A 21,493-nucleotide genomic window follows, 5' to 3' on the forward strand; every position below is an offset into this window, starting at 1 on the left:
TCAAAAATAATTAGGAAATTTATCAAAATCTTTTTACTAAAGATTATAAGGGGGAATTTGTATGGTAATGAACAGTTTACAGGCTTTTATTGTATTGGCTATAGTATACTATGCTGGTGAATTTATTGGAACAAGAACTAAGGCATGGATACCTTCAGTTTTTGTCACTGCTTGTCTATTCTTATTTGGATATTGGACATTCTTTCCAAAGAATATAGTTGATATTGCTGGATTGGGAGCTCCACTTGGAGGACTGCTGGCTATTATGCTTTGTATTACTCACATGGGTACTATCATCAGTATAGAACAGTTAAAATCTCAATGGAAGATTATTTGTGTAACACTTGCAGGATTATTTGGAATGGTAGTTTTCTGCTGGTTCATTTGTATCCCTTTAATAGGTCGTGATTATGTTATAGCTGGACTTCCATCTCTTACTGGAGGAATAGTTGCAGCAACAATGATGAATCAGGCTGCTGCTGCTAAAGGGCTTCAAGTAGCTGCTGTTCTTGCTATTGCTATGTATGCTATTCAAGGATTTGTTGGATATCCATTGACTGCTATTGTATTGAAAAAAGAAGGAAAAATACTTCTTGAAAGATATCATAAAGGAGAAAGAGGAGTTCTTGGAAATGATGGTGTTGATGCTGATACTGGAAATATGACCATCAAAGAAGAAACTAAAAAAACACTTATTCCTCCTATGCCTGAAAAATATTCTACTACTGCATTTATATTATTAAAACTTATGCTTGTATCTTACTTATCTACAGTTATATCTGGTTGGACAGGTGGAAAACTTAATGCAGCAGTTATTACTCTTATTTTAGGTATAGTTTTTACCGAACTTGGATTCTTAGATAAAAACTCTCTTCAAAAATCTGGTTCTTATGGATTTTTGATGTATGTTCTTATGATATTCGTTTTCTCTGGTCTTAAAGACGCTACTCCTGAAATGCTTTTAGAGTGTATAGGACCAATGTTTGTAATAATAGTTGTTGGAGTCATCGGAATGGGAATACTTTCTGTTCTAGTTGGGAAATTTCTTAAAGTAAGCTGGAGAATGGCACTTGCTACTTCCCTTACAGCTCTTTATGGATTCCCACCTAACTATATTCTTACTGAGGAAGCTGCAAAAGCTTTGGCACAAACACCAGAAGAAAAGCAATTCCTTATGGATAACACTCTCCCTCAAATGATTGTTGGAGGATTTGTAACTGTAACTATCACTTCTGTTATCATAGCTGGAATATTTGTAAACCTAATTTAAATAATTTATATCAATTTTATAAAAAGGAGATTTTTTCATGGATATAAAAAAACTTGCTGAAAAATATGATGATTATATCATTGAGCAAAGAAGGTATTTTCATCAGAACCCAGAATTATCTTTTGAAGAAAAAGAAACTACTCAAGCCTTGAAAAAACAGCTTGAAAATATGGGAATAGAAGTTACTACTTTTGATGACTACTACGGTCTTGTAGGTATAATCCGTGGTGGAAAAAAATCAGGAAAAACTGTAATGCTTAGAGCTGATATCGATGCTCTTCCTATAGAAGAACATGCTGATGTTTCTTTTGCTTCTACAAATGGAAAAATGCATGCTTGTGGACATGACTGTCATATGGCTATGTTATTAGGGGCTGTTAAAATATTAAATGAAATAAAAGATGAACTTGATGGAGATGTTAAAATATTATTCCAATCAGCAGAAGAATCTTGTTATGGAGCTAAATACTATGTAGAAAAAGGAATTCTTGATGATGTTGATGCTGTATTTGGTATGCATATCTGGGGAACCCTAGATGCTCCATATTTCAATCTGGAAGCTGGTGGAAGAATGGCTTCTTGTGACAATTTTAAAATAACTGTAAAAGGTACAAGTGCTCATGGTTCTGCTCCTCATTTAGGACATGATGCTATTGTTGCTGCTGCTTCAATGATAATGAACCTTCAAACTTTTGTAAGTAGAATGAATGATCCTCTAAATACTCTGGTACTTTCTATTGGTACTTTTAAAGGGGGACAAAGATTCAACATAATTCCTAATCATGTGGAAATGGAAGGAACTATACGTACTTACTCAAGAGAATTGAGAAAAAAAATGGAAGCAAATATAAAAGCAATCATTGAAAATGTAGCTAATATTTTTGGTTGTGATGTGGAGTTAGAATACGACGCTTTCCCTAACCCTGTTATCAATGAACATAAGGATTTAAACAGGCTTGCTCATGATGCTGCTGTAAAACTATATGGTGAAGAATCTCTTACTACTATGCCTAAGCTTACTGGATCAGAGGACTTCGCATATTTTATGGATAAAGTTCCTGGATTTTTTGGATTCTTAGGATGTGCAAATGAAGAAATAGGAGCTTGTTATTCTAATCATAATGACAAGTTTAAAGTGGATGAAACTGTACTGCACAGAGGTTCTGCCCTATATGCTCAATTTGCAGTTGACTTCCTTGCTGAAAAATCTAAAAATGAGGGAGGGAATAAATAATGCTGATCAAAGAACTTTCTGAAAAATATAATGACTATATAATAGATCGTAGAAGATATTATCATCAATATCCTGAACTTACTCTTCAAGAAGTTGAAACTACAAAATCTATAATTAAAGATTTAAAAGACATAGGAATAGAAGATATAAAAACATTTAAAGATTTCTATGGATGTGTAGGAATACTGAAAGGTGGAAAACCAGGTAAAACTGTTCTTCTCCGTGCTGATATTGATGCTCTTCCTGTATTAGAAAAAACTGGGCTTCCTTTTGCTTCAAAAATTGAAGGGAAGATGCATGCTTGTGGACATGATAATCATATAGCTATGTTGTTGGGAGCTGCTAAAATACTATTTGATATGAAGGATGAAGTAGCTGGAACTGTAAAATTTTTATTCCAGCCAGCAGAAGAATTAGCTGTAGGAGCAAAAGCTGTAGTTGAGCAAGGTGTTATGGATGATGTTGATGCCTGCTATGGTATTCATATTTGGTCTATGGTAGATTCTCCAAAAATCAATATGGAAATTGGAGAAAGAATGGCCTCTTGTGATAACTTTAAAGTTACTATTAAAGGATTTGGATCTCATGGTTCTGCTCCTCATCTTGGACATGATGCTATTGTGGCAGCAAGTGCTGTTATAATGGGACTTCAAACTATTGTCAGCCGTATCAATAATCCATTGAATGCTGCTGTTGTCACTATTGGAGTAGTCGATGCTGGACAAAGATTTAATATAATTGCTGACAAAGCTGTATTAGAAGGAACTGTACGTACTTTCAATAAGAAATTCAGAATGGAAATTGAAGGACTCATCAGACAGATATCAGAAGATATAGCTGCTGGATATCAATGTACTGCTGAAACTGAGTACTCATATCTGACTGGTGCTGTTATTAATGAAGATCAGCATTTAGTTGATTTAGCTCAAAATGCAGTTAAAAAACTATATGGAGAAGAGGGATTAACTGAACTTGAAAAGATGACAGGTTCTGAAGATTTTGCTTATCTTATGGAAAAAGCTCCAGCTGTGTATGGCTTCATTGGTGCAAGAAGTGCTGGAATTCCTGGTTCTGAAAAAAGTAACCATCATGAATGTTTCACAGTTGATGAAGCAGCCTTACAAAGAGGAGCAGCTGTTGCTGCACAATTTGCTTTTGACTTTTTAACTGAAAAATAATAGATTATAATATAATTTAATAAGGCAGCTGAATACAGCTGCCTTTTCTTATTTTTGTATTTGCATTATCATACGTTTCCCAGCTTCAAAAGCATTTTGACAATCTATAGGAAATTGTGTACGTTTGTGTTCTGCTTTTATTTTTTCAGAAAATATTTCTATTTTATATTTATTATAATCACTAAATTGATAAGTATTAAACGCATAAATAATCTCTGGTTTTCTAAATATACTAGCTATTATTGATTCTATATTCGAAAGACGCACATCATAGCCAAATTTTTTCATTAAATCTTCAGTAACATTCATAGTATAAATCATGGCTGTGGGCATTTTCTTTGGAGCTATTTTTTTATAGCCTTCCTCATAAGTAGAAAAAGGAAAAAGCAGTCTTTCAAAAAAGCTACGTAATTGACCTGTTATATCTCCAAAATATATTGGAGAACCAAAGACAACTCCATCAGCAGTTGAAACCTTTTCTAATACTGACTGCAATTCATCTTTTACAATACATTTCCCATAAGTATTTCCCTCTTTTCTCTTACATCCAAAACAGCTTATACAACCTTTATAATTCAAATCAAATAGATTAATTATTTCTGTTTCAACATCTGAAGAGACAGATTTTGCACCTTCCAAAAATTTATTACACATAGTTGCAGTATTTGCTTTTTTTCTTGGACTTCCATTAATTGCAATTATTTTCATAGTTCATTCTCCTTAAATAATTATTTTTTAGTGGTTGACTTTATATTTATATAAGTATATAATAGCAAAAACAATTATACAAGTACGCATAATTTTATTTCTTAGTATCTATTATATACCTAGGAGGATATATAAACTATGGACAAGCTCAAATATATTAATGAATCTGAAAAGAGTCATGATGTAATATATAACAATAAATGCCCAATACTTTATGCATTAAAAATAATTGGGCAAAAATGGAAACTTCCTATTCTATGGCATTTATCTAAATTTGAAATGTTGCATTACAATGAATTAAAAAGATGTGTTACAGGAATCACAAATACTATTCTTACAAAATGTTTAAGGGAGTTAGAGTCAGATGGACTTGTTTCAAGATTTCAGCATAATACTATTCCACCTTCTGTAGAATATCGACTTACTGAACGTGGAAAGTCATTACTTCCTGCTTTAAATGAATTATATTATTGGGGGAAAGAACAGATTGAATTAAAAGATAGGAAATAATGTACAAGTACATTATTTCCTATCTTTTTTTAGCTGAAACTAAAAGCATCATAGGACGACGAAGCTCATCTTTCATTTCTGGAATTATTTTCAGCATTTCTTCTGATGGCTGTGCTTCTACAATTCCTGTTATTTCAAATCCTATTTTCAAAAGAGTATTGAGATAAGTAGTCAGTGTCTTATGATATTTAACTACCTTTTCCCCTAAAAAAACTGATTCTCTTTTTCCTTCTAAATAATAACTGTCTACAGGCCAATGAAGTATATTTTCATTTTCATCATAATACCAGTCTTCTTTTCCTTGAGCAGTAAAAACTGGATGTTCAACAGAAAAAACAAAATCTCCACCTTCCACCAAACACTCATTTACTTTCTCACAAATATTCTCAAAAGATTCTATGTAGTGAAAAGCTAAAGAACTTATTACCGTATCAAAAGAATTTTTTTCAAAATCAATATCTTCAATTGGCATTTGGATATACTCAACATTAGAAAATTTAGTTTTCTTTTTTGCTTCTTCCAGCATTTTTGAAGATATATCTATTCCAACAGCCGAAACCGCTCCCTGTTCCATAGCATATATACAATGCCAGCCAAATCCACATCCAAGATCAAGTATCTTTTTCCCTTTAAAATCAGGAAGCATTTTTTTCAATTCATGCCATTCTCCTGCCCCAGCCAATCCTTTTTTAGATCTATCCATTTGACTATATTTATCAAAGAATATTTTATCATCATATTTATTTTCTTTCATTTTTTTCCTCCATGTGTATACTTTTTTATATTATACTTTACATAATTATAGGTTACAAGATAAAAGACTTTTCTATCATATTTTTTATACAAATAATATAAAAAGAGGATGACTTATTATCATCCTCAAAGTTTAACCTACTAAAGTTAAAAATTATTTACCAAAATATCTATTTAATAATCCTACAAATGCTTTTCCATGTCTAGCTTCATCTTTAGCCATTTCATGAACTGTATCGTGAATAGCATCAAATCCTAACATTTTAGCTCTTTTAGCAAGATCGAATTTTCCTGATGTAGCTCCATATTCAGCTTCAACTCTCTTAGTTAAGTTTTCTTCTGAAGATGCACTTACACATTCCCCTAATAATTCAGCGAATTTAGCAGCATGTTCAGCTTCTTCAAAAGCAATTCTTTTATAAGCTTCAGCAATTTCTGGATATCCTTCTCTGTCAGCAGCTCTAGACATAGCTAGATACATTCCAACTTCTGTGCATTCTCCTTCAAAGTTAGCTCTTAGACCCATTATGATTTCTTCATCTCCACAAGCTAATCCTTCTCCAATTACATGCTCAGTAGCCCAAACTTTTTCAGTTCCTTCTACTACTAGTTCCCATTTATCTTTTCCTGCTTTACATACTGGACATTTGTCAATACTCTCATCAGTTATAATTTCTCCACATACCTTACATCTGTATTTTGCCATTTTCCTTTTCCTCCCTTGATATTACATTTTTATTTCTACATTTCATTTCTCTTTTGTAACCATTACATTTTTATTACACTATTAATATACTATACTTTACATTTTATGTCAATAACTTTTTTATTTTTTTTATTAATTAAATGTCTTTGTGGTTGAAGAGTTACATCAGTTACAACAGTTCCATCTCTTTGAGATAAGACCATCTCTACTACTCCTGCTACACATTCAGGAGTAATATAACTATTTTCATCATCTCCCTGGCAAAAATCTAAATGATCATAGAATGGTGTTTTTGTAATATCTGGGTGAATAGTTATAACTTTTACTCCAGTTTTTCTTACTTCATCAAAAAGTCCTTTTGAAAAATGAGTTAATCCTGCTTTCGTTGCTGAATAGACACAGCCATAAGTACTTGATTCTTTAGCTGTAATAGATGATATATTTATAATGGTTCCTCTAATTTTTTTTAAATCTCTCAAAAAAAGTTGTATAAGAACAAGAGGAGCTTCAAGATTAAGAGTCACCATATTATGTATTTTATTTACATTTATCTCTTCATGAGGACCAAAATATCCAACTCCTGCACAATTTATAAGGAGTTCTATTTCAGCTTCTTTCTTTATCTCTTTTACAGTTCTTTCTATTTCAAAAACTTTTGTAAGATCACATACTATTTTTTTAAATTTATCACTTGATACTATCTTATCAAAATTTCTTCCTATTCCATAGACAGTGTACCCCATCTCTATTAATTTTTTTGTTACTGCTAACCCTATTCCTGATGTAGCTCCTGTTACAACAGCATTCTTCATATTCATTCTCCTATCAGATAAATATTTTTTCATCTTCTATATATTTTCTTGTTTCTTCTTTCATAAAATCTATCATTTTCTTTATATGCTGAGGATAATAACTATATACACCTTTTTCACAGAAAAATGGATAAGATAATATTTCAGAATTTTCTCTATATTTTCTCATTCTTTTAAGATATTCTTTAGATATTCTGAATGTTCCTATACTTACATCTAAAATATTTTTAGAAAACAGTTCATTAAAAGTTCTTTTTACTAGCTCTCCATATTCTTTTTCAAAATTTTCTATATATATCACTGGGTCAAAACATATCCTTACTTTCCAGCCTTTTTCCAACATTTCATCTGCAGCTTCCAATCTCTCTTCTAAAGAGGCTGCTCCCTTTTCATGTTCTGCAGCAAAACTTTCTGGAGAAAGAGTCCAGGCAAGTATAAAATTATCCAGAGGTTTCAAATATTTCACTGCCTTTATATTACTGCTTTTTGTTCTAAGCTCTATTTTCAAATTTCTATTTTTACTTACAAAATTATACCACTGTTCTACTAATCCTGTCATTCCTTCTAATGCCAATAAATCTGTATCATATGAAATACATATATACATAGACTTTTCCTTAAGAATCTTTTCTATTTCATGAAAACAATCCTCTATATTTACAAAGATTACTATATTTGCTGAGGTATAGACTCCCTGTAAATAACAGTATTCACAATCATAGATACAATTTATTACAGAAGATGTGTAATAGAAATTATCATTCCCAAAACTCTCACAAACCTTTGCTCCTTCATAAAGATAATTTTCTTTTTTTACTGCAAGTATGAGTTTTTGGGATTTTTTCTGCATAATAAAATTTTGATTTCCCTTAGAAAAAATTTCTTTATATGTATCTAATTCTATAGTTTTACAATTAGGAAATTTTCTTAATATCTTATCAGTGAGAGGATATTTAAAAGCTTCTTTTTCTACATATATGTGTGAAAAACTAGAGTTCAATAATTTCTTTTCTAATTTTTTCAAAGTTTATCTTCCCCTCTCTTTTATCTTTTATTTCAATTTTAGAGTATTTTGAAATTACATCTTTAATATTTTTATTTTTAAGTTTATGATATTTCATAAGTTCCATAAATTCATAGTGCATACTTTCAGTGAGCCTTAAATTTTTCTCCACCATATTCATAATATCTTTTTCATTTAAAGTAAAAATTTCTTTATCACTAACATTAAATTTTTTTCTTTCATTCAGCCATTCATCTATACTTAGAATCCCACTTTCTACGATATGAGTAACTTTTTCCACTGTTATTCCTGTGGTATCAAGATAATCTGATACAATTTTTATTATATTTATCTGATGCTGTGAAAAGAAAAGAGAAGCAGCTTCATATATCCCTGCTCCTTCCATATCCACCAGTTCTCCTTTTATCTCTGACTCCATACTTTTATCTACTACATGAAAGAAACTTTCCAAAGTTCCCTCTTTAAATTTATGTCTGAACAACATATCTGGGTAAAAACTTTTCCCATTTCCATTATTAGTAATCTTATTACATAGAACTATATCTCCCACTTGAAATATCTCTTTCACAGCTCCACATATACCTAAATTAACAAAAATATCTTCTTCTCTTATATTCAGACTGCTTAAAAGATAGGTTGTCCCTATAGCTCCCTGCATCATCCCTGAACCAGTTATTATTAATATTATTTCTTCATTTTTAAATACCTGATATTTTTTAATTTCATTATCTCTTTTTAATTTAAAATATGTTATCAATGGCTTTGCTTCTGCTGTTAAAGCTGCCGCTACATATATCATATTCTTTACCTCATTCCTAATTTACTACTGTAAATATTTTAGCACATATTTTAAAGTTTTTTATCATAACAATAAAATTCTTTTTCTTTTCCCAGAAAATTCATATTTCCTCTATGAATATATCCTAATTTCAATAAAAGAGTATTCATTTTTTTATTTACTGAATAAGTATCAGTTTTTATATAGTTTACTCCATTTTCCTTGGCAATCTTCTCTGCAAATTCAATAAGTTTTGTAGCTGTTCCCTGATTTCTATATTTAGGATTTATTGACATTCTATGAAGTATCAGACATTTCTCATCTAATGCCCATTTTATATCTTTATATTCATCAGGTTCTACAAAGTTAGCACATATAAATCCATAAAGTTCTTCATTCTCCTCATTTACATAAAGAGAGTTACTTTCTACATCCCCTAAAAAATCTTGTTTCTGAGGATAATTTTCATCCCATTGAGTATTTCCATATGTCTTCATTTCAGCAATTGTAGCTTTTATTATTTCCATTATTTTATCCAAATCTTTTGCTTCTGCTTTTCTTATCATTCCTTTCCTCCCTTTACCCTCAGCCAATCTTTAGCTGCATTTTCACTCATCTTCTCCAATAAATTCTCCACTATTTCTCTTTCCTTTTTTGTTAAACCTTCCATACATATATTTATATTTCTATTCTCTTCAGTGATTATTAAATCATATACTTCTAAAGCTTTTTTAGTTGGATAAAGTTTATATTCTCTTTTATCATTTTCATCTTGTTCCTTGTTTATATATCCAGCTTCTATTAATTTTTTTACTGCTTTGGTTGTAGTGCTCTTATCCACAGTAAGAATTTTAGATAACTCTACAAAATTTATTCCTTGATTTTCACATATTCTTGTAAGAAATATAAACTGCCCCTTTTGTAAAGACAACTCTCTATACTTCATATCACTAGTTGAATGTATGGCTCTTGAAAGAGTTCCTATTTTTCTCAATATTTGATTATTTAATTTTTCTATATCTTTCACCTCCTTATATTAGTTGAACTTTCAATTATATTCTACCTCAATATAGTTGAACTGTCAACTATATTTTTGAAAAATTTTACTTTTTATTCTTATATAAACCTTCTGTCCTGTCATAATGAAAACATTCAAAACTCACTCATTAATAAGTTAATAAAAGTTATATTCATATAAAAAAGAGTGAAGTATAAAAGAAATTTATTCTATCTTTTAATCACTCTTTTTTATTTTTACTTAATTATTATTTAAAAATAATTTCTATTTTTATATATTTTAGGTGAGAAGAGTATTAATATTGGAAATATTTCTAATCTCCCTAGCAGCATACTGATTGATAATATTATTTTACTTATATTTGAAAGGGAAGAGTAATCAAATGTATCTCCAAGTGTCCCTACTCCTGTTCCAATATTATTGAATGTTGCTGAAACAACACTAAATGCTGATGTGAAATCAGAAAATTCTATTGATATGAACAACATAATTCCTAAAAATATAAATATATACATGACGAGATATGTTGATACCTTAGAAAACATTTCCTCTGGTATTTTTTTCCCATCCATTTTAACTGCAATAGTTCTATTAGGAGTTCCTATTTTCTTAAATTCTCCTATTACTTTTTTAAATACAATAACAATTCTTGAAACTTTTATTCCTCCAGTTGTAGAACCAGCACATCCCCCAACAAAAGTTAATATCATAAGAACAGTCTTTGAAAATGTAGGCCAAGCATTAAAATTTACTGTAGAATATCCTGTTGTGGTAATAATTGAGGAAACAGTAAAAAACACATCTCTTACCATATAGATATTACTTTTATAAAATGGATAAATATTTATACAGATAATTATAATTGATACACAAATAATTAATAAGTATGCCCTCAATTCTTCATTTTTATAAACTTGTTTATAATTTTTTAAAATTAAAGCATAAAAAAGATTAAAATTTATAGCACAGAGCAGCATTCCCATTCCTAGAATAAAATCTATATAAGTATTATTATAGAAACCTACACTATTATTTTTTATATTTGCTCCTCCTGTACTCACTGTCCCAAAGGCATGGATAATAGAATCAAAAAAGGGCATTCCTCCTGCTTTTAATAAGATAATTATTATAATAGTTATGCAGATATACATTATATACAATATCTTAGAATTATGAGAAATTTTAGCTACCATCTTTCCTACAGATGGACCAGGAACCTCAGCTTTCATTATATGAAGAGATTGATTACTGCTTTTTGGCAGTATAGCAAGAGCCAATACAAGTATTCCCATCCCACCTATAAAGTGAGAAAACCCAATCCAAAACAGCAGTGATTTTTCTATCATTTCTATATTTGCTATAACACTAGCTCCTGTTGTTGTAAACCCTGCTACTGTTTCAAAAAAAGCATCTATAAAAGAAGGAATCCTCTCACTAAAAACAAAAGGAAGAGAGCCAAAAAAAGATAGGGCTATCCATGAAACTGAAACTATTACCATTCCTTCTTGAGTATATATTCTCTGGTCTTCTGGCATTTTTTTTGATAAAAGAAAACTTGAAATGATAAGAAGCATAATTGTCAATAAATATGCTCCATTCAATTTAAATCCCTCTTGATAAAAGAAACTAAGAGCAAGTGGAATAAGCATAAACCCTGCTTCTAATTTAAGAATATAACTTATTACATATTTTATCATTTTATTATTCATTCTATCCCTCGATGTTCATTATAAGTTACAATTTACTAAATATATCATAGTATAAATCGAAAATAAGTCAACTATATAATATTTCTGTGTTAGGCTTTATACTATTTTTTTCAAAACTATTCTAAATTTTTTTTATAACTATTTAATTTTTAAGAGAAGTATTATATTCTAAAAATTCACTAAAATATTTTATTAATTTTTATATTTTCAATAAAAAAAGCGACATATAAGTAATGATCTATCTCAACTTCTATGTCACCTATTTTTATTTTATTTCCATGAAATTTCTGCTTGTTTTCTTGGAACAGTTCTTCTAAATTTTATATCTGGATATCCCATGAGCATACATGAAATAATTTCTTTTTTATTTATTCCAAGCATTTCCTTAGCTTTTACACTATTTTTTAAAGCTCTTTCTATAAATCCAGTAAATAAAACTCCTAATCCCTCAGCATTTGCCATAAGTTCTATATTAGATGGTGCTAAAACTTCATTCAATGGAGAAATAGCTGTCACTACCAAAAGAACTGGTGCTTTAAAAAATAGCTTATCATTCAATGGATCTTTTTTATAATCCTCATACATCTTTATCCATCTAGGTGCATATGCCCCAATAACACCTTTTTCATTTAAATTTTCCAATGCAAATTCATATAAGCTTTCCCAGATTACTGGTTTTATTTCATTTAAAGTTTCTTGCACAACTATATAAGATACATCCTGCATATTTGACCCAGTAGCTGTATAACGTCCAGCTTCAAGAACTCTTTCTAGTTTCTCTTTTTCTACTGGTTTATTTTTATAATGACGTACACTCCTTCTAAATTTTATAAAATTTAGAAGATTGTCAGAAGAAATATCAAATCTTTCTTTGTCATATTCTTCTATCCCTTCTTGTGGATAATTGGTAATAGAAACTGCATTTACTGGACATACTGCTATACAATGTCCACACTGCATACATCTCCCCTTGATTTCTGCTTTTCCACTATCTAAAAAAAGATTCTCTGGAAAACAGTCTTCAACACAAGCCCCACAACCAATACACTTTTCCTTGTCAATACTTACCATACTATTCTCCTTGTGATGATTTAATTTCTACTATTTCAATTATATACTTTTATAAAAAAAAATTCTATTTTTTATAAAAAAAACTCTTTTTTAACTACTTATTGTGGTTTTTTATAAATTCATATCCATTTCTAATATGTTTTGCCATAAGTTCAGATACTTTTTTCTCATCTTTTTTCTTTAAATATTTGAGTATATCCAAATGTTCTGCTACTATTTCCTTTCTTCTCACTGAATATCTCCCTGAAATATCTCTATCATAAAGAATAACTACCATAAGCTCATTAAGAAGTTTACTCAACCTCTCATTCTTTGCTATTCTCAATAGTTCATTATGAAACTCTGTATTTAATTCTATTAGAATTTCTGGTGTTTTAGCATCATTGCATCTTTCTAATATTCCTTCCAGTATATCTATATCCTCTTTAGTGATATTTCTAACTGCCAATTTCCCTACCATACCTTCTAAAGCTTCTCTGCATTCATATATTTCCAATAAATCTTTTTGTTCTATTCCCTTTACAATCACACCTTTCCATGAGGCTACTTCTATGAGCCCATCTGAAGCGAGTTTTCTGAAAGCTTCTCTTACAGGAGTAGGACTTACATCAAACATTTTAGCTATAGATGTTTCTGTTATTTTCGTCCCTCTTTCCAATTCTCCATCCATTATAAGTTCTTTTAATCTATCATATACTTTTTCACCTAAGGTTCTTTTATCATCTAATTTGATAACCTTCATAATTCCTCCTAATAAAACTTTATCTTACAAGAATATTTTACTATATAAAATTAATAAATACAATTTTAAAATAGAATATATTCTACAGAACAAAATTATTTTACTGCAATAAAAAAGACATCCTGCTGTAAGAACATCCATTTCTTATAATTTTTTTAATTAAACAAAAAATAGACTCAAAAGATAGATTGATTTTTAGCTAAAAATACTAAATATCATTTCTACTTTTGAGTCTATTTTAGTTTGAGATTCTTATATAGGATATCTATTAAATCATTAGTTCTCCATCTTTTAATATAACTACACCATCAGCAATAAGAGTTGGTTTTGTCATTATAAGGTCATAGTGACAAGCTGCTTTTATTACTCCTCCAAGAGTTATACTTGTTCCTACACCTATATGAAGTGATCCAAATACTCCTTCATCTTCCAACATACTTCCTGTAAATTTACATTCTGGATTTAATCCTACTCCAACTTCTGCTATATTATATACTTGCGGATCTTTTTTATCTATCCAGTCAGATGCAAGTTTTTTAGCTTCTTCTCCTCCTGAAATACTTTCAGGAATAATATATCCATCTTTTACTTCTACTTTTACTGGAGTTTTTAATAATCCTATTCCAATATATGGTATACTTGCATCTGCAACTATTACTCCATTTGCAGTCCCTTCTACTGGTGATACATTAGCTTCTACAGTAGGAATAGGTCCAAATTTACCAGGCTCTACCAATCCAGTCATAGCATTTCCTCTTCTTCCTTTTCCAGAAAGTTTAAGGTTAGTTCCCATAGGAGTTGTTATAGTTATAACTTCTGCTCCTGCCATTGCAGCTGCTACTTTTTTACAATTTTCTGCTGCTTCATAGAAATTTGCATTTACTCCCCCTGTTATCATTTGATCTTCATTAAACTGTGTAAGCATTACTCCTCTTGAACCTGCTGCACATGCATCTTTTACTGCATGAGTATGAGTTATTGATGTAAATACTGCTCCTATAAATGCATCAGATTCTTTCATTGCAGCTGCTATTACTTTAGGTGGTTCCTGTCCATCTCTTTCTCTAGGTGTCATTATATGTATAGTTGGTTCTGCTCCTGTTGCTATTACTGCTGCTGCTAAGGCTTCTGCTATTCTCATTTGTTTAGGCTCTGTAACTATAACTACACTTTCTCCAGCTTTTACCCCTAAATTTATTTCTACTATTGATCTTGCACCTTTAGCCATTAATATTTTTTTCATATTTACCTCCTAATATTTTATATACTTTTATGTTATTTTTTATTATTTATATATGTTTATAAAAGCTACTATTATTGCTGAGTTGAAAAAGTTTATAAATAAACTTCCTACTAATGGAAGTATAAAGAATGCTGTAGGTGCTGGTCCATATTTTTCTTCAACAGACTGCATATTTGCCATAGCTGTCGGTACTGCTCCAAGTCCAAATCCACAATGTCCTACTGCCATCATTGCAGCTTCATAATTTTTTCCCATCACTTTATATGTTAAAAATACTGCACATAGCCCCATCAATATAGTTTGAGCTATCAATAGTATTATCATTGGAATTGCAAGATCTGTAAGCTGCCATAATTTTAAACTCATCATAGAGAATGCTAAGAATAGTATCAACGAAATATCTCCTATTATTCTTATTTCAGTTTCTTTTATTTTCAGCCAAGTTGAGTAGTCTGCAATATTTCTTACTATTGCTGCTGCAATCATTGCTCCAACTGATGCTGGAAATGTAAGCCCTGTTTTCTTCAAAAGCATTGATATTATACTTCCAAGAGCCATAGATACCAATAATTGATAAACAGCTGAATATATTCTTTTTTCATCAAGTTTTTCATTTCCCTTTTCAACTTTTTCTATTCCTTCTACTTTTTCTGTTTCCTTACCTGTTATAAGTTTATACTTTTCAATCAAAAACTTACCTGTAGGTCCACCTATTAAACTTCCTGCTACCAGTCCAAATGTAGCTGCTGCAAGAGTTATAGTCAGAGCATTTTGAAGTCCTGCCTCTTCCAATACTGGAGCAAATGCTGCTGATGTTCCATGTCCTCCTGTCATTGGTATAGATGCTGTTGCCAGCCCTACTAAAGGACTTAATCCCAATAGTTTTGCTAGGTATACTCCTAAGAAGTTCTGTAGAATAACTACTATTATAGAAACTATAAGGAATTTTATAACTTTAGGTCCACCTTTTTTCAATAATTTATAGCTTGCAGTAAATCCTATACTTGAATAAAACGCAAGCATAAATACATCACTGAGGGCAAAATTAAGCTTGAATGTAAATAATTGTGTACTGTAACCAATTGATACCAAAATTGTAAAAATAAGTCCTCCAATTACTGGTATAGGTATGCAGAATTTTCTAAGTATTTCTACTCTTTTTTTAACATAATCTCCCACTAATAAAACGATAACAGCCAATGCAGTTGTAAGAAACAAGTTTAAATCAATTACCATAATTTTCCTCCTTTATTCTCAGTGATTTATCTATAGAACTGCTTTGGGCTTTTTATAATGTCATAGTCATTTCCATTTTCTTTTAAACATTATACATTCTATAGAATATATTATATTTAAAATATAAACTCTTTTATCTAAAAAGTCAATAAAAAATCTTGTTTTCTTACATAAAAATAAATGAGCCTAAAAACTGAATAGTTTTTAAGCCCATTTTGATTAAAAAATTTTTTTAAATACATTTTCCTGCTTTTTCTCCAGTAAATCTTCCATTATTCACTGCTATTTTTCCATTAACTATAACATATTCTATTCCTTCAGACTTTATAAAAGGATTTTCAAATCCAGCTTTATCCTGAACTTTTTCATAATCAAATATTGTTATATCTGCAAAATATCCTTTTTCTATTCTTCCTCTTTCTTTTATAGAAAAAATATCAGCAGTCTTAGAAGTTATTTTATTTACCATTTCCTCAATGCTGAACATTTTTCTTTCTCTATTTATTCTTATAAATTTAGGAAAAGTTGCAAAGTTTCTTGGATGTGGAATGCCAAATTTTTGAATTTTTTCAACTGGTACTGAACTTCCATCACTTCCTATTACCCCTATTCCAGTATTCATAAAGTTGTACATATCCTCTTCTCCAATAGAAAAATAAATTGCTTTTGCTCTTCCCGCACTTTCTCTTATGAGATAAAGAATTGTTTCTATATCCTCCATTTTAGTTTCTTCTTTTATTTCCAAAATTGTTTTTCCAGAAAATTTATTCTCTGGGAGAAAACTATTAGATATCAATATATTAGATATTCCTCCCCTTTTATATACAATATCCATAATATCTTTTTTTTCATCCTCAGTAAGAATATTTATTCTCTCAATAAATTTCTTTACATCACCATCAAATATTTTTTCTGGAATAAGAACCATGAGAGTGGTAGAAGTTGCAGTATAAGGATATTGATCATATGTTATATCCAATCCTTTTTCTCTTGCTTCTATTATTAATTTTAAAATATCATCTGATTTCCCCCAAAGTCTTCTATCCATTATTTTCAAATGTGATATATTTACTCTGCACTTACTTTTTTCAGCACATTCCAGCACCTCTTTTATAGATTCTATAACATTTTCTCCTTCATTTCTTATATGAAAAGAAGCTGTTTTATTATATTTAGCTGTAATTTTTAATATTTCTGTTATTTCATCTTTATCCATAAAATTTCCTGGCTGATATACAAGTCCAAAAGATACTCCATATGCCCCCTCCTGAAGTTCTTTTTCTAAGACTCCAAGCATATTTTTCAGCTCATCTTTATTTAATTTTTTAGTACTGAATCCTATACTATCTACTCTTATACAGCCAGTTCCTACAAGGTAAGCCTGATTTGTAATAAACCCCTTTCTATTTATTGCCTCTTTTAAATCTTTCATACTTTTTATATCTTCCAATTCAGTGTTATCATCTGGCAATACAAAATGATCTTTTACATATTGCTTAAACTCATTATTGTATTCTTCACCTGCTGGAGATATTCCTATTCCACAATTGCCACTTACTTCTGTTGTCACTCCCTGAAGTATTTTACTTGTCATTTCTTCAGAAAAAAATGCTGCTAAATCAGAATGACAATGGGGATCTATAAAACCTGGAGAAACAATTTTTCCAGAAGCATCTATTACTTTTTTTCCTTCTAATTTTTCTGACGATATTTCAGTTATTCTATCTCCAGTTATTCCTATATTAATATTTTCAGCTGCTTTTTCCCCTCCAAAAACAACTTTTCCATTTTCTATAACTAAATCAAATACCATTGCTCCTCCCACTCATTATTTACAATAGTTATCAAAAATTATTTTCCCAATTAAACTATTTATCTTGATTCCATCCTCATTTTTCTCTAAGTCCTTTGTAAGAATTATAATATCTACCCATCCTCCATCATAGAATAATCTTCCTGCATCATGTTCTATATACATAAGCTCTCCTGTCTTATGTGCAAAATCCACTTCTCTTGCAAAATAAAGAGGTATTTTGTTATTAGAAGCCTGATTTCTTAACATATCTAAATCATCTGGATTTTTACATAATATTTCCAGCACTCCCAATACATCTTTTGGAGTAGTAAAATTATCTTTTCCAGCTTTTCTAGCTTCTGCATCCATCATTTTTCTTCCTAAAACAGTTCCTATAAATCCTTTTTCTTTGATACAACTATTTATTTTATCCATTCCAATATAGTCTATAAGGATATTTGTTGCTGTATTATCACTAAGACATATCATAAGATAAGCTATATCCCTCACTGTAAGAAGAAGTCCATCTCCCATTACTTTTAGTATCCCACATCCTCCAACTTTATCTTCTTTTTTTAATTCTATCTTTTTATTGTAATCCTCTTTATTTAATGCCATAAGAATAAAAAGTTTTATTAGACTTGCTGATGGAAAAACTACTTCTTCATTTATTGTTATTATTTTCCCAACTGAATCTCTTAGCAATACTCCAGTTACTCCACTGTTTTCACTTATTATTTCTCTTATTCTTTTTTCCATTATTCAACCCCTCCATATTTTATTTTAAATTGAATAAATAACTGCTCTTACTATTACATATATTATCATTACTATGGTTATTGACATTCCATTTCTTATCATACTTTTTAAATCTTTTGAACGTGCCAATCCCATCTGTCCTATCATATCCCCAGTTGGATAAGCAAAAGACGTTATTTGTGAACCAATCAGAAGTACAGTTCCCCATATTGTCATAGGTAAATTTATATCTACAACTATATTTTTGAATAAGTCATTCAATACAACTGATTGTGCTACCGCTGCCCCTGATACTCCAAATATTCCTACCAGAGTACTTATTATTATAAATCCTATATCTCCACTTATATCTATCAATGGCTTCAGCATATCTCCCAATGTAGTAAATGCTCCTGTCATTGTAACAAATTTCAAGAATGGATCATATAATACAAACATGAAGAACAGCCAGAACATTCTTGTTGCACCTTTTGTAAGGCTTCCTATAATATCCATCATACTTCTTCCTGCTGCCAGTCCTGTTGTAAAAGCTACTGCAAGCATAACTACGATTGCATAGGCTGCTCCTGCTTTTGCATATATACCATATGCAAGCATTCCTATCATTACTATGGCAAATACCATTGTTGCTTTATTTATCTCAGGTGTAGATACAAATTCTTCATCTTTATCCATATCCTCTGTTGAATACATTTCAATTCCTTCATACTGCTTCTGTACTTTTCTTCCTGTGTAATAAGTAGTTATAAGTACAAGAACAGCTACTGGTATACCTACATTAGCCAGATATGCTCCATATGTAAGACCTGTAAGTCCCATCAATGTAATTACTGGAGGAACAAATGGCCCTAGGAACAATCCACATGCTCCTGCTCCATGAAGGATAACTGCTAATGCATTAGGTGTCAATCCAAAACTTGCAACTATTGGTATCAATATTGGTGCTATCATAGCATTTGCTCCTGCTAGAGTTCCCAATAGAGAAACCAGCAGAGTTGAAGTTCCCATTGTTACTATTATAGCTTGATTCTGACTTTTTATTCCTACTTTTTTTATTAGTATTTCTACTAGATTTCTGGCAACTTTTGTTTCAGTCAGCACTTCTCCCAATCCTGCTCCCATCATAATAATGAATCCAATAAGTCCCAAAAATGATTTCAGTCCATTTGCTATTTCATTTGATAAACTCACTGGTGTCTGCCCTGTCAAAACTGCTCCTACTAAAACGCAGATGATAACTGTTGAAAGCAGATTTTTCCCCTTAAATGCAAGGTACAAATAAATAACTAGTGGTAAAAAACCTATTAATGCTGGTAATCCAAATATCATAAAATCCCTCCTCTGTGTTTTATAAATAAAAAAGGTCTAAAATTCACGCATTCAAAAAGAAATGGTAGAATTTTAGACCTTACTTACTTAAATGTTTAACTGTAAACAAGTGTTTTAATTCTTAGACTTTATATATTTTTTTATCGCATCTTTATATGCAACTATTATCGATTTTTGTGAACTTCCTAAATAAGTTCTTTCAACTTCTGCTATTATTTTATCCTGATCTTTTATAAAATTTTTTCCTATAAATATCTCTCTCACAAAAGAATTAGTTATTTTCAGGATAGATGATACTTCTGTTTCTAATATAATATCGTCTTTATCTGATACTATAAATGCCAGAAAAAATTTATTATAATTTTTAGTTATAGGATTATCTAAATTAGTTTTCGCATTTCCTACAATATATTTTTTATCCATTTTAATGTACTCCAATAACTATATTTTTTAATAAAAAAACCATTTTGTAATTTATTCTAACATACTAAATTTTAAAAATCAAACTTTTATCTCTATTCCATTATATATATTTTAAATATATCTATTATACGATTCAGATAAAATGTATATATAAATACTTTACTTATATCATTCAAATAAACTTAAAAAACTCTTTATATCTTTTAATATATCTTACATAATTCCTCTATCCATTCTCTTCTTGCAATAACTTTTTTCCATTCCTCTGGTATATTTTCATATCCATAAAATAACCCTGCTAACCCTCCAACTACTGCTCCAGTAGTATCTGTATCCTCACCAAGATTAACTCCTTTCAATACTGCTTCTTTATATGATGAGGTATTTAAAATACACCATATAGATGCTTCAAGAGTATCAACTACATAGCCTGAACTTTTTATTTCATTTTCAGTAAGATTTTTAAAATTATTATCAAATATTCTAGAATAATATTTTAATTCTTCTACATATTCCATTTTTTCTTCATAAAATTTTTTAGCTTTACTAATCCCCTTATTAACAGCATCTATTAATAATCTTTCTCCTAAAAATATTTCATGAGCAATAGAAATATAAATTCCACATGCTATCATACTTCTCTTGTGTTTATGAGTAAGTGAAGAAATATTATGTATAATATCCATAGCTTCCTCACTAAAAGTTATCTCTTTATATTTGTCACATAAATAAAATAATATTGGCAATATTCTCATTAATGATCCATTTCCATTATCAAATTCACTATCTCCACCACATTCTAGAGGATCTATTCCATCCCAATATCTGTAAATAGCTTTTCTTGTTCCAATCCCTATATCAAAGCATTCTCCATATGGTGCATATTTTCCTTTTTCAAACCACTCTGCAAATTTTTCCATAATGTCTCTATAATTTAAACCATTTTTTAAACTATCCAATAACGCTAATGCCATACTTGAATCATCTGACCAACTTCCTGCTGGAAGATTGTAAGTTCCATCACTTCTCATATCTATCACAGGATTTCTTTTTAACTCTTCTCTTTTCATAAATTCTACTGGAACTCCCAATGCATCTCCAACACATAAGCCCATGATTCCATCTAAAACTTTATTTTTCATAAATCTATTCCCCTTTTTTCTTTTTATTCTATAAATAGTTATTTTATTTAAAA

The 21,493-nt window shown here is 30.1% G+C and carries 22 protein-coding genes; 4 read left to right on the top strand and 18 right to left on the bottom strand.

Translation table 11 applies throughout. The annotated features are described in order from the left end of the window. The first annotated feature begins 61 nt into the window (after positions 1–61). From E0E45_RS11225 to E0E45_RS11235, 3 genes are read left to right on the top strand one after another with little or no spacing between them, the layout of a single operon-like run. Complete coding sequence (locus E0E45_RS11225; protein WP_130891252.1) at positions 62–1,270, top strand: hypothetical protein; 1,209 nt, start codon at positions 62–64, stop codon at positions 1,268–1,270. A 37-nt stretch (positions 1,271–1,307) separates the two neighbouring features. After that, the gene (locus tag E0E45_RS11230; RefSeq protein ID WP_130891253.1) at positions 1,308–2,504 is read left to right on the top strand and encodes an amidohydrolase; all 1,197 of its coding nucleotides are present in this window, start codon (positions 1,308–1,310) and stop codon (positions 2,502–2,504) included. Further along, entirely contained in the window at positions 2,504–3,682 is a 1,179-nt protein-coding gene (locus tag E0E45_RS11235) for an amidohydrolase (protein WP_130891254.1), read from the top strand. Before E0E45_RS11230 ends, E0E45_RS11235 begins: the two co-directional genes overlap by 1 nt. A 48-nt stretch (positions 3,683–3,730) precedes the next feature. Here the strand turns inward: E0E45_RS11235 and E0E45_RS11240 are convergent, their stop codons facing one another. Then, positions 3,731–4,390, bottom strand: coding sequence for a flavodoxin family protein (locus E0E45_RS11240; RefSeq protein ID WP_130891255.1), 660 nt, complete (start codon positions 4,388–4,390; stop codon positions 3,731–3,733). A 138-nt stretch (positions 4,391–4,528) separates the two neighbouring features. Here E0E45_RS11240 and E0E45_RS11245 point away from each other — a divergent pair, with 138 nt between their 5' ends. Continuing rightward, on the top strand, positions 4,529–4,900 hold the full coding sequence (locus tag E0E45_RS11245; RefSeq protein WP_130891256.1) for a winged helix-turn-helix transcriptional regulator: 372 nt from the start codon (positions 4,529–4,531) through the stop codon (positions 4,898–4,900). A gap of 19 nt (positions 4,901–4,919) precedes the next feature. Here the strand turns inward: E0E45_RS11245 and E0E45_RS11250 are convergent, their stop codons facing one another. The 17 genes from E0E45_RS11250 to E0E45_RS11330 all read right to left on the bottom strand — a co-directional run bounded on the left by E0E45_RS11250 (position 4,920) and on the right by E0E45_RS11330 (position 21,440). Next, positions 4,920–5,654, bottom strand: a complete 735-nt coding sequence (locus E0E45_RS11250) for a class I SAM-dependent methyltransferase (protein WP_130891257.1) — start codon at positions 5,652–5,654, stop codon at positions 4,920–4,922. Between the two features lie 153 nt (positions 5,655–5,807). Further along, a complete protein-coding gene (locus tag E0E45_RS11255; RefSeq protein WP_005947058.1) occupies positions 5,808–6,359 on the bottom strand; it encodes a ferritin family protein in 552 nt (183 codons plus the stop codon). A gap of 89 nt (positions 6,360–6,448) precedes the next feature. Then, entirely contained in the window at positions 6,449–7,171 is a 723-nt protein-coding gene (locus E0E45_RS11260; protein WP_130891258.1) for an SDR family NAD(P)-dependent oxidoreductase, read from the bottom strand. Positions 7,172–7,184: 13 nt separating this feature from the next. After that, positions 7,185–8,195: an SPL family radical SAM protein gene (locus E0E45_RS17900; RefSeq protein WP_130891259.1), complete on the bottom strand. Its 1,011-nt coding sequence runs from the start codon at positions 8,193–8,195 to the stop codon at positions 7,185–7,187. Beyond that, the gene (locus E0E45_RS17905; protein WP_130891260.1) at positions 8,161–8,994 is read right to left on the bottom strand and encodes a spore photoproduct lyase; all 834 of its coding nucleotides are present in this window, start codon (positions 8,992–8,994) and stop codon (positions 8,161–8,163) included. The genes E0E45_RS17900 and E0E45_RS17905 overlap by 35 nt, the downstream gene beginning before the upstream one ends. Before the next feature lie 50 nt (positions 8,995–9,044). Further along, positions 9,045–9,539 (bottom strand): GNAT family N-acetyltransferase, encoded by a 495-nt coding sequence (locus tag E0E45_RS11275; RefSeq protein WP_130891261.1) that lies wholly within the window; start codon positions 9,537–9,539, stop codon positions 9,045–9,047. Continuing rightward, positions 9,536–10,000, bottom strand: coding sequence for a MarR family winged helix-turn-helix transcriptional regulator (locus tag E0E45_RS11280; RefSeq protein ID WP_130891262.1), 465 nt, complete (start codon positions 9,998–10,000; stop codon positions 9,536–9,538). Before E0E45_RS11280 ends, E0E45_RS11275 begins: the two co-directional genes overlap by 4 nt. Before the next feature lie 242 nt (positions 10,001–10,242). Continuing rightward, on the bottom strand, positions 10,243–11,700 hold the full coding sequence (locus E0E45_RS11285; protein WP_130891263.1) for a TrkH family potassium uptake protein: 1,458 nt from the start codon (positions 11,698–11,700) through the stop codon (positions 10,243–10,245). A gap of 270 nt (positions 11,701–11,970) precedes the next feature. After that, complete coding sequence (locus E0E45_RS11290) at positions 11,971–12,771, bottom strand: nitroreductase family protein (RefSeq protein ID WP_130891264.1); 801 nt, start codon at positions 12,769–12,771, stop codon at positions 11,971–11,973. Between the two features lie 94 nt (positions 12,772–12,865). Next, complete coding sequence (locus E0E45_RS11295) at positions 12,866–13,513, bottom strand: GntR family transcriptional regulator (protein ID WP_130891265.1); 648 nt, start codon at positions 13,511–13,513, stop codon at positions 12,866–12,868. A gap of 268 nt (positions 13,514–13,781) precedes the next feature. After that, positions 13,782–14,756: an aminopeptidase gene (locus tag E0E45_RS11300; protein WP_130891266.1), complete on the bottom strand. Its 975-nt coding sequence runs from the start codon at positions 14,754–14,756 to the stop codon at positions 13,782–13,784. 42 nt (positions 14,757–14,798) lie between these two features. After that, positions 14,799–15,992 carry a sodium/glutamate symporter gene (gene gltS, locus E0E45_RS11305; protein ID WP_130891267.1) on the bottom strand — a complete coding sequence of 398 codons (1,194 nt, stop codon included), beginning with the start codon at positions 15,990–15,992 and terminating at the stop codon, positions 14,799–14,801. A 232-nt stretch (positions 15,993–16,224) separates the two neighbouring features. After that, entirely contained in the window at positions 16,225–17,805 is a 1,581-nt protein-coding gene (locus E0E45_RS11310) for an N-acyl-D-amino-acid deacylase family protein (protein ID WP_130891268.1), read from the bottom strand. Positions 17,806–17,820: 15 nt separating this feature from the next. Beyond that, positions 17,821–18,546 (bottom strand): serine hydrolase, encoded by a 726-nt coding sequence (locus E0E45_RS11315; RefSeq protein ID WP_130891269.1) that lies wholly within the window; start codon positions 18,544–18,546, stop codon positions 17,821–17,823. A 24-nt stretch (positions 18,547–18,570) separates the two neighbouring features. Beyond that, positions 18,571–19,875, bottom strand: a complete 1,305-nt coding sequence (locus E0E45_RS11320) for a Na+/H+ antiporter NhaC family protein (RefSeq protein ID WP_130891270.1) — start codon at positions 19,873–19,875, stop codon at positions 18,571–18,573. 114 nt (positions 19,876–19,989) lie between these two features. Next, positions 19,990–20,298 (bottom strand): DUF3870 domain-containing protein, encoded by a 309-nt coding sequence (locus E0E45_RS11325; protein ID WP_130891271.1) that lies wholly within the window; start codon positions 20,296–20,298, stop codon positions 19,990–19,992. A 203-nt stretch (positions 20,299–20,501) separates the two neighbouring features. Continuing rightward, positions 20,502–21,440, bottom strand: a complete 939-nt coding sequence (locus E0E45_RS11330) for an ADP-ribosylglycohydrolase family protein (RefSeq protein ID WP_130891272.1) — start codon at positions 21,438–21,440, stop codon at positions 20,502–20,504. Positions 21,441–21,493: the final 53 nt, after the last annotated feature.

It is taken from the genome of Fusobacterium ulcerans ATCC 49185, assembly GCF_900683735.1.
GTDB lineage: Bacteria > Fusobacteriota > Fusobacteriia > Fusobacteriales > Fusobacteriaceae > Fusobacterium_A > Fusobacterium_A ulcerans_A.

Bases quoted from the DNA above. Each gene is read 5' to 3' on its own strand.
- E0E45_RS11250 (WP_130891257.1), bottom strand. From the start codon at position 5,654: ATGAAAGAAAATAAATATGATGATAAAATATTCTTTGATAAATATAGT.
- E0E45_RS11315 (WP_130891269.1), bottom strand. From the start codon at position 18,546: ATGGAAAAAAGAATAAGAGAAATAATAAGTGAAAACAGTGGAGTAACT.
- E0E45_RS11310 (WP_130891268.1), bottom strand. From the start codon at position 17,805: ATGGTATTTGATTTAGTTATAGAAAATGGAAAAGTTGTTTTTGGAGGG.
- E0E45_RS11235 (WP_130891254.1), top strand. From the start codon at position 2,504: ATGCTGATCAAAGAACTTTCTGAAAAATATAATGACTATATAATAGAT.
- gltS (WP_130891267.1), bottom strand. From the start codon at position 15,992: ATGGTAATTGATTTAAACTTGTTTCTTACAACTGCATTGGCTGTTATC.
- E0E45_RS11320 (WP_130891270.1), bottom strand. From the start codon at position 19,875: ATGATATTTGGATTACCAGCATTAATAGGTTTTTTACCACTAGTTATT.
- E0E45_RS11290 (WP_130891264.1), bottom strand. From the start codon at position 12,771: ATGGTAAGTATTGACAAGGAAAAGTGTATTGGTTGTGGGGCTTGTGTT.
- E0E45_RS11225 (WP_130891252.1), top strand. From the start codon at position 62: ATGGTAATGAACAGTTTACAGGCTTTTATTGTATTGGCTATAGTATAC.
- E0E45_RS11325 (WP_130891271.1), bottom strand. From the start codon at position 20,298: ATGGATAAAAAATATATTGTAGGAAATGCGAAAACTAATTTAGATAAT.
- E0E45_RS11245 (WP_130891256.1), top strand. From the start codon at position 4,529: ATGGACAAGCTCAAATATATTAATGAATCTGAAAAGAGTCATGATGTA.
- E0E45_RS11300 (WP_130891266.1), bottom strand. From the start codon at position 14,756: ATGAAAAAAATATTAATGGCTAAAGGTGCAAGATCAATAGTAGAAATA.
- E0E45_RS11260 (WP_130891258.1), bottom strand. From the start codon at position 7,171: ATGAAGAATGCTGTTGTAACAGGAGCTACATCAGGAATAGGGTTAGCA.
- E0E45_RS11230 (WP_130891253.1), top strand. From the start codon at position 1,308: ATGGATATAAAAAAACTTGCTGAAAAATATGATGATTATATCATTGAG.
- E0E45_RS11255 (WP_005947058.1), bottom strand. From the start codon at position 6,359: ATGGCAAAATACAGATGTAAGGTATGTGGAGAAATTATAACTGATGAG.
- E0E45_RS11330 (WP_130891272.1), bottom strand. From the start codon at position 21,440: ATGAAAAATAAAGTTTTAGATGGAATCATGGGCTTATGTGTTGGAGAT.
- E0E45_RS11285 (WP_130891263.1), bottom strand. From the start codon at position 11,700: ATGAATAATAAAATGATAAAATATGTAATAAGTTATATTCTTAAATTA.
- E0E45_RS11240 (WP_130891255.1), bottom strand. From the start codon at position 4,390: ATGAAAATAATTGCAATTAATGGAAGTCCAAGAAAAAAAGCAAATACT.
- E0E45_RS11275 (WP_130891261.1), bottom strand. From the start codon at position 9,539: ATGATAAGAAAAGCAGAAGCAAAAGATTTGGATAAAATAATGGAAATA.
- E0E45_RS11295 (WP_130891265.1), bottom strand. From the start codon at position 13,513: ATGAAGGTTATCAAATTAGATGATAAAAGAACCTTAGGTGAAAAAGTA.
- E0E45_RS17905 (WP_130891260.1), bottom strand. From the start codon at position 8,994: ATGATATATGTAGCGGCAGCTTTAACAGCAGAAGCAAAGCCATTGATA.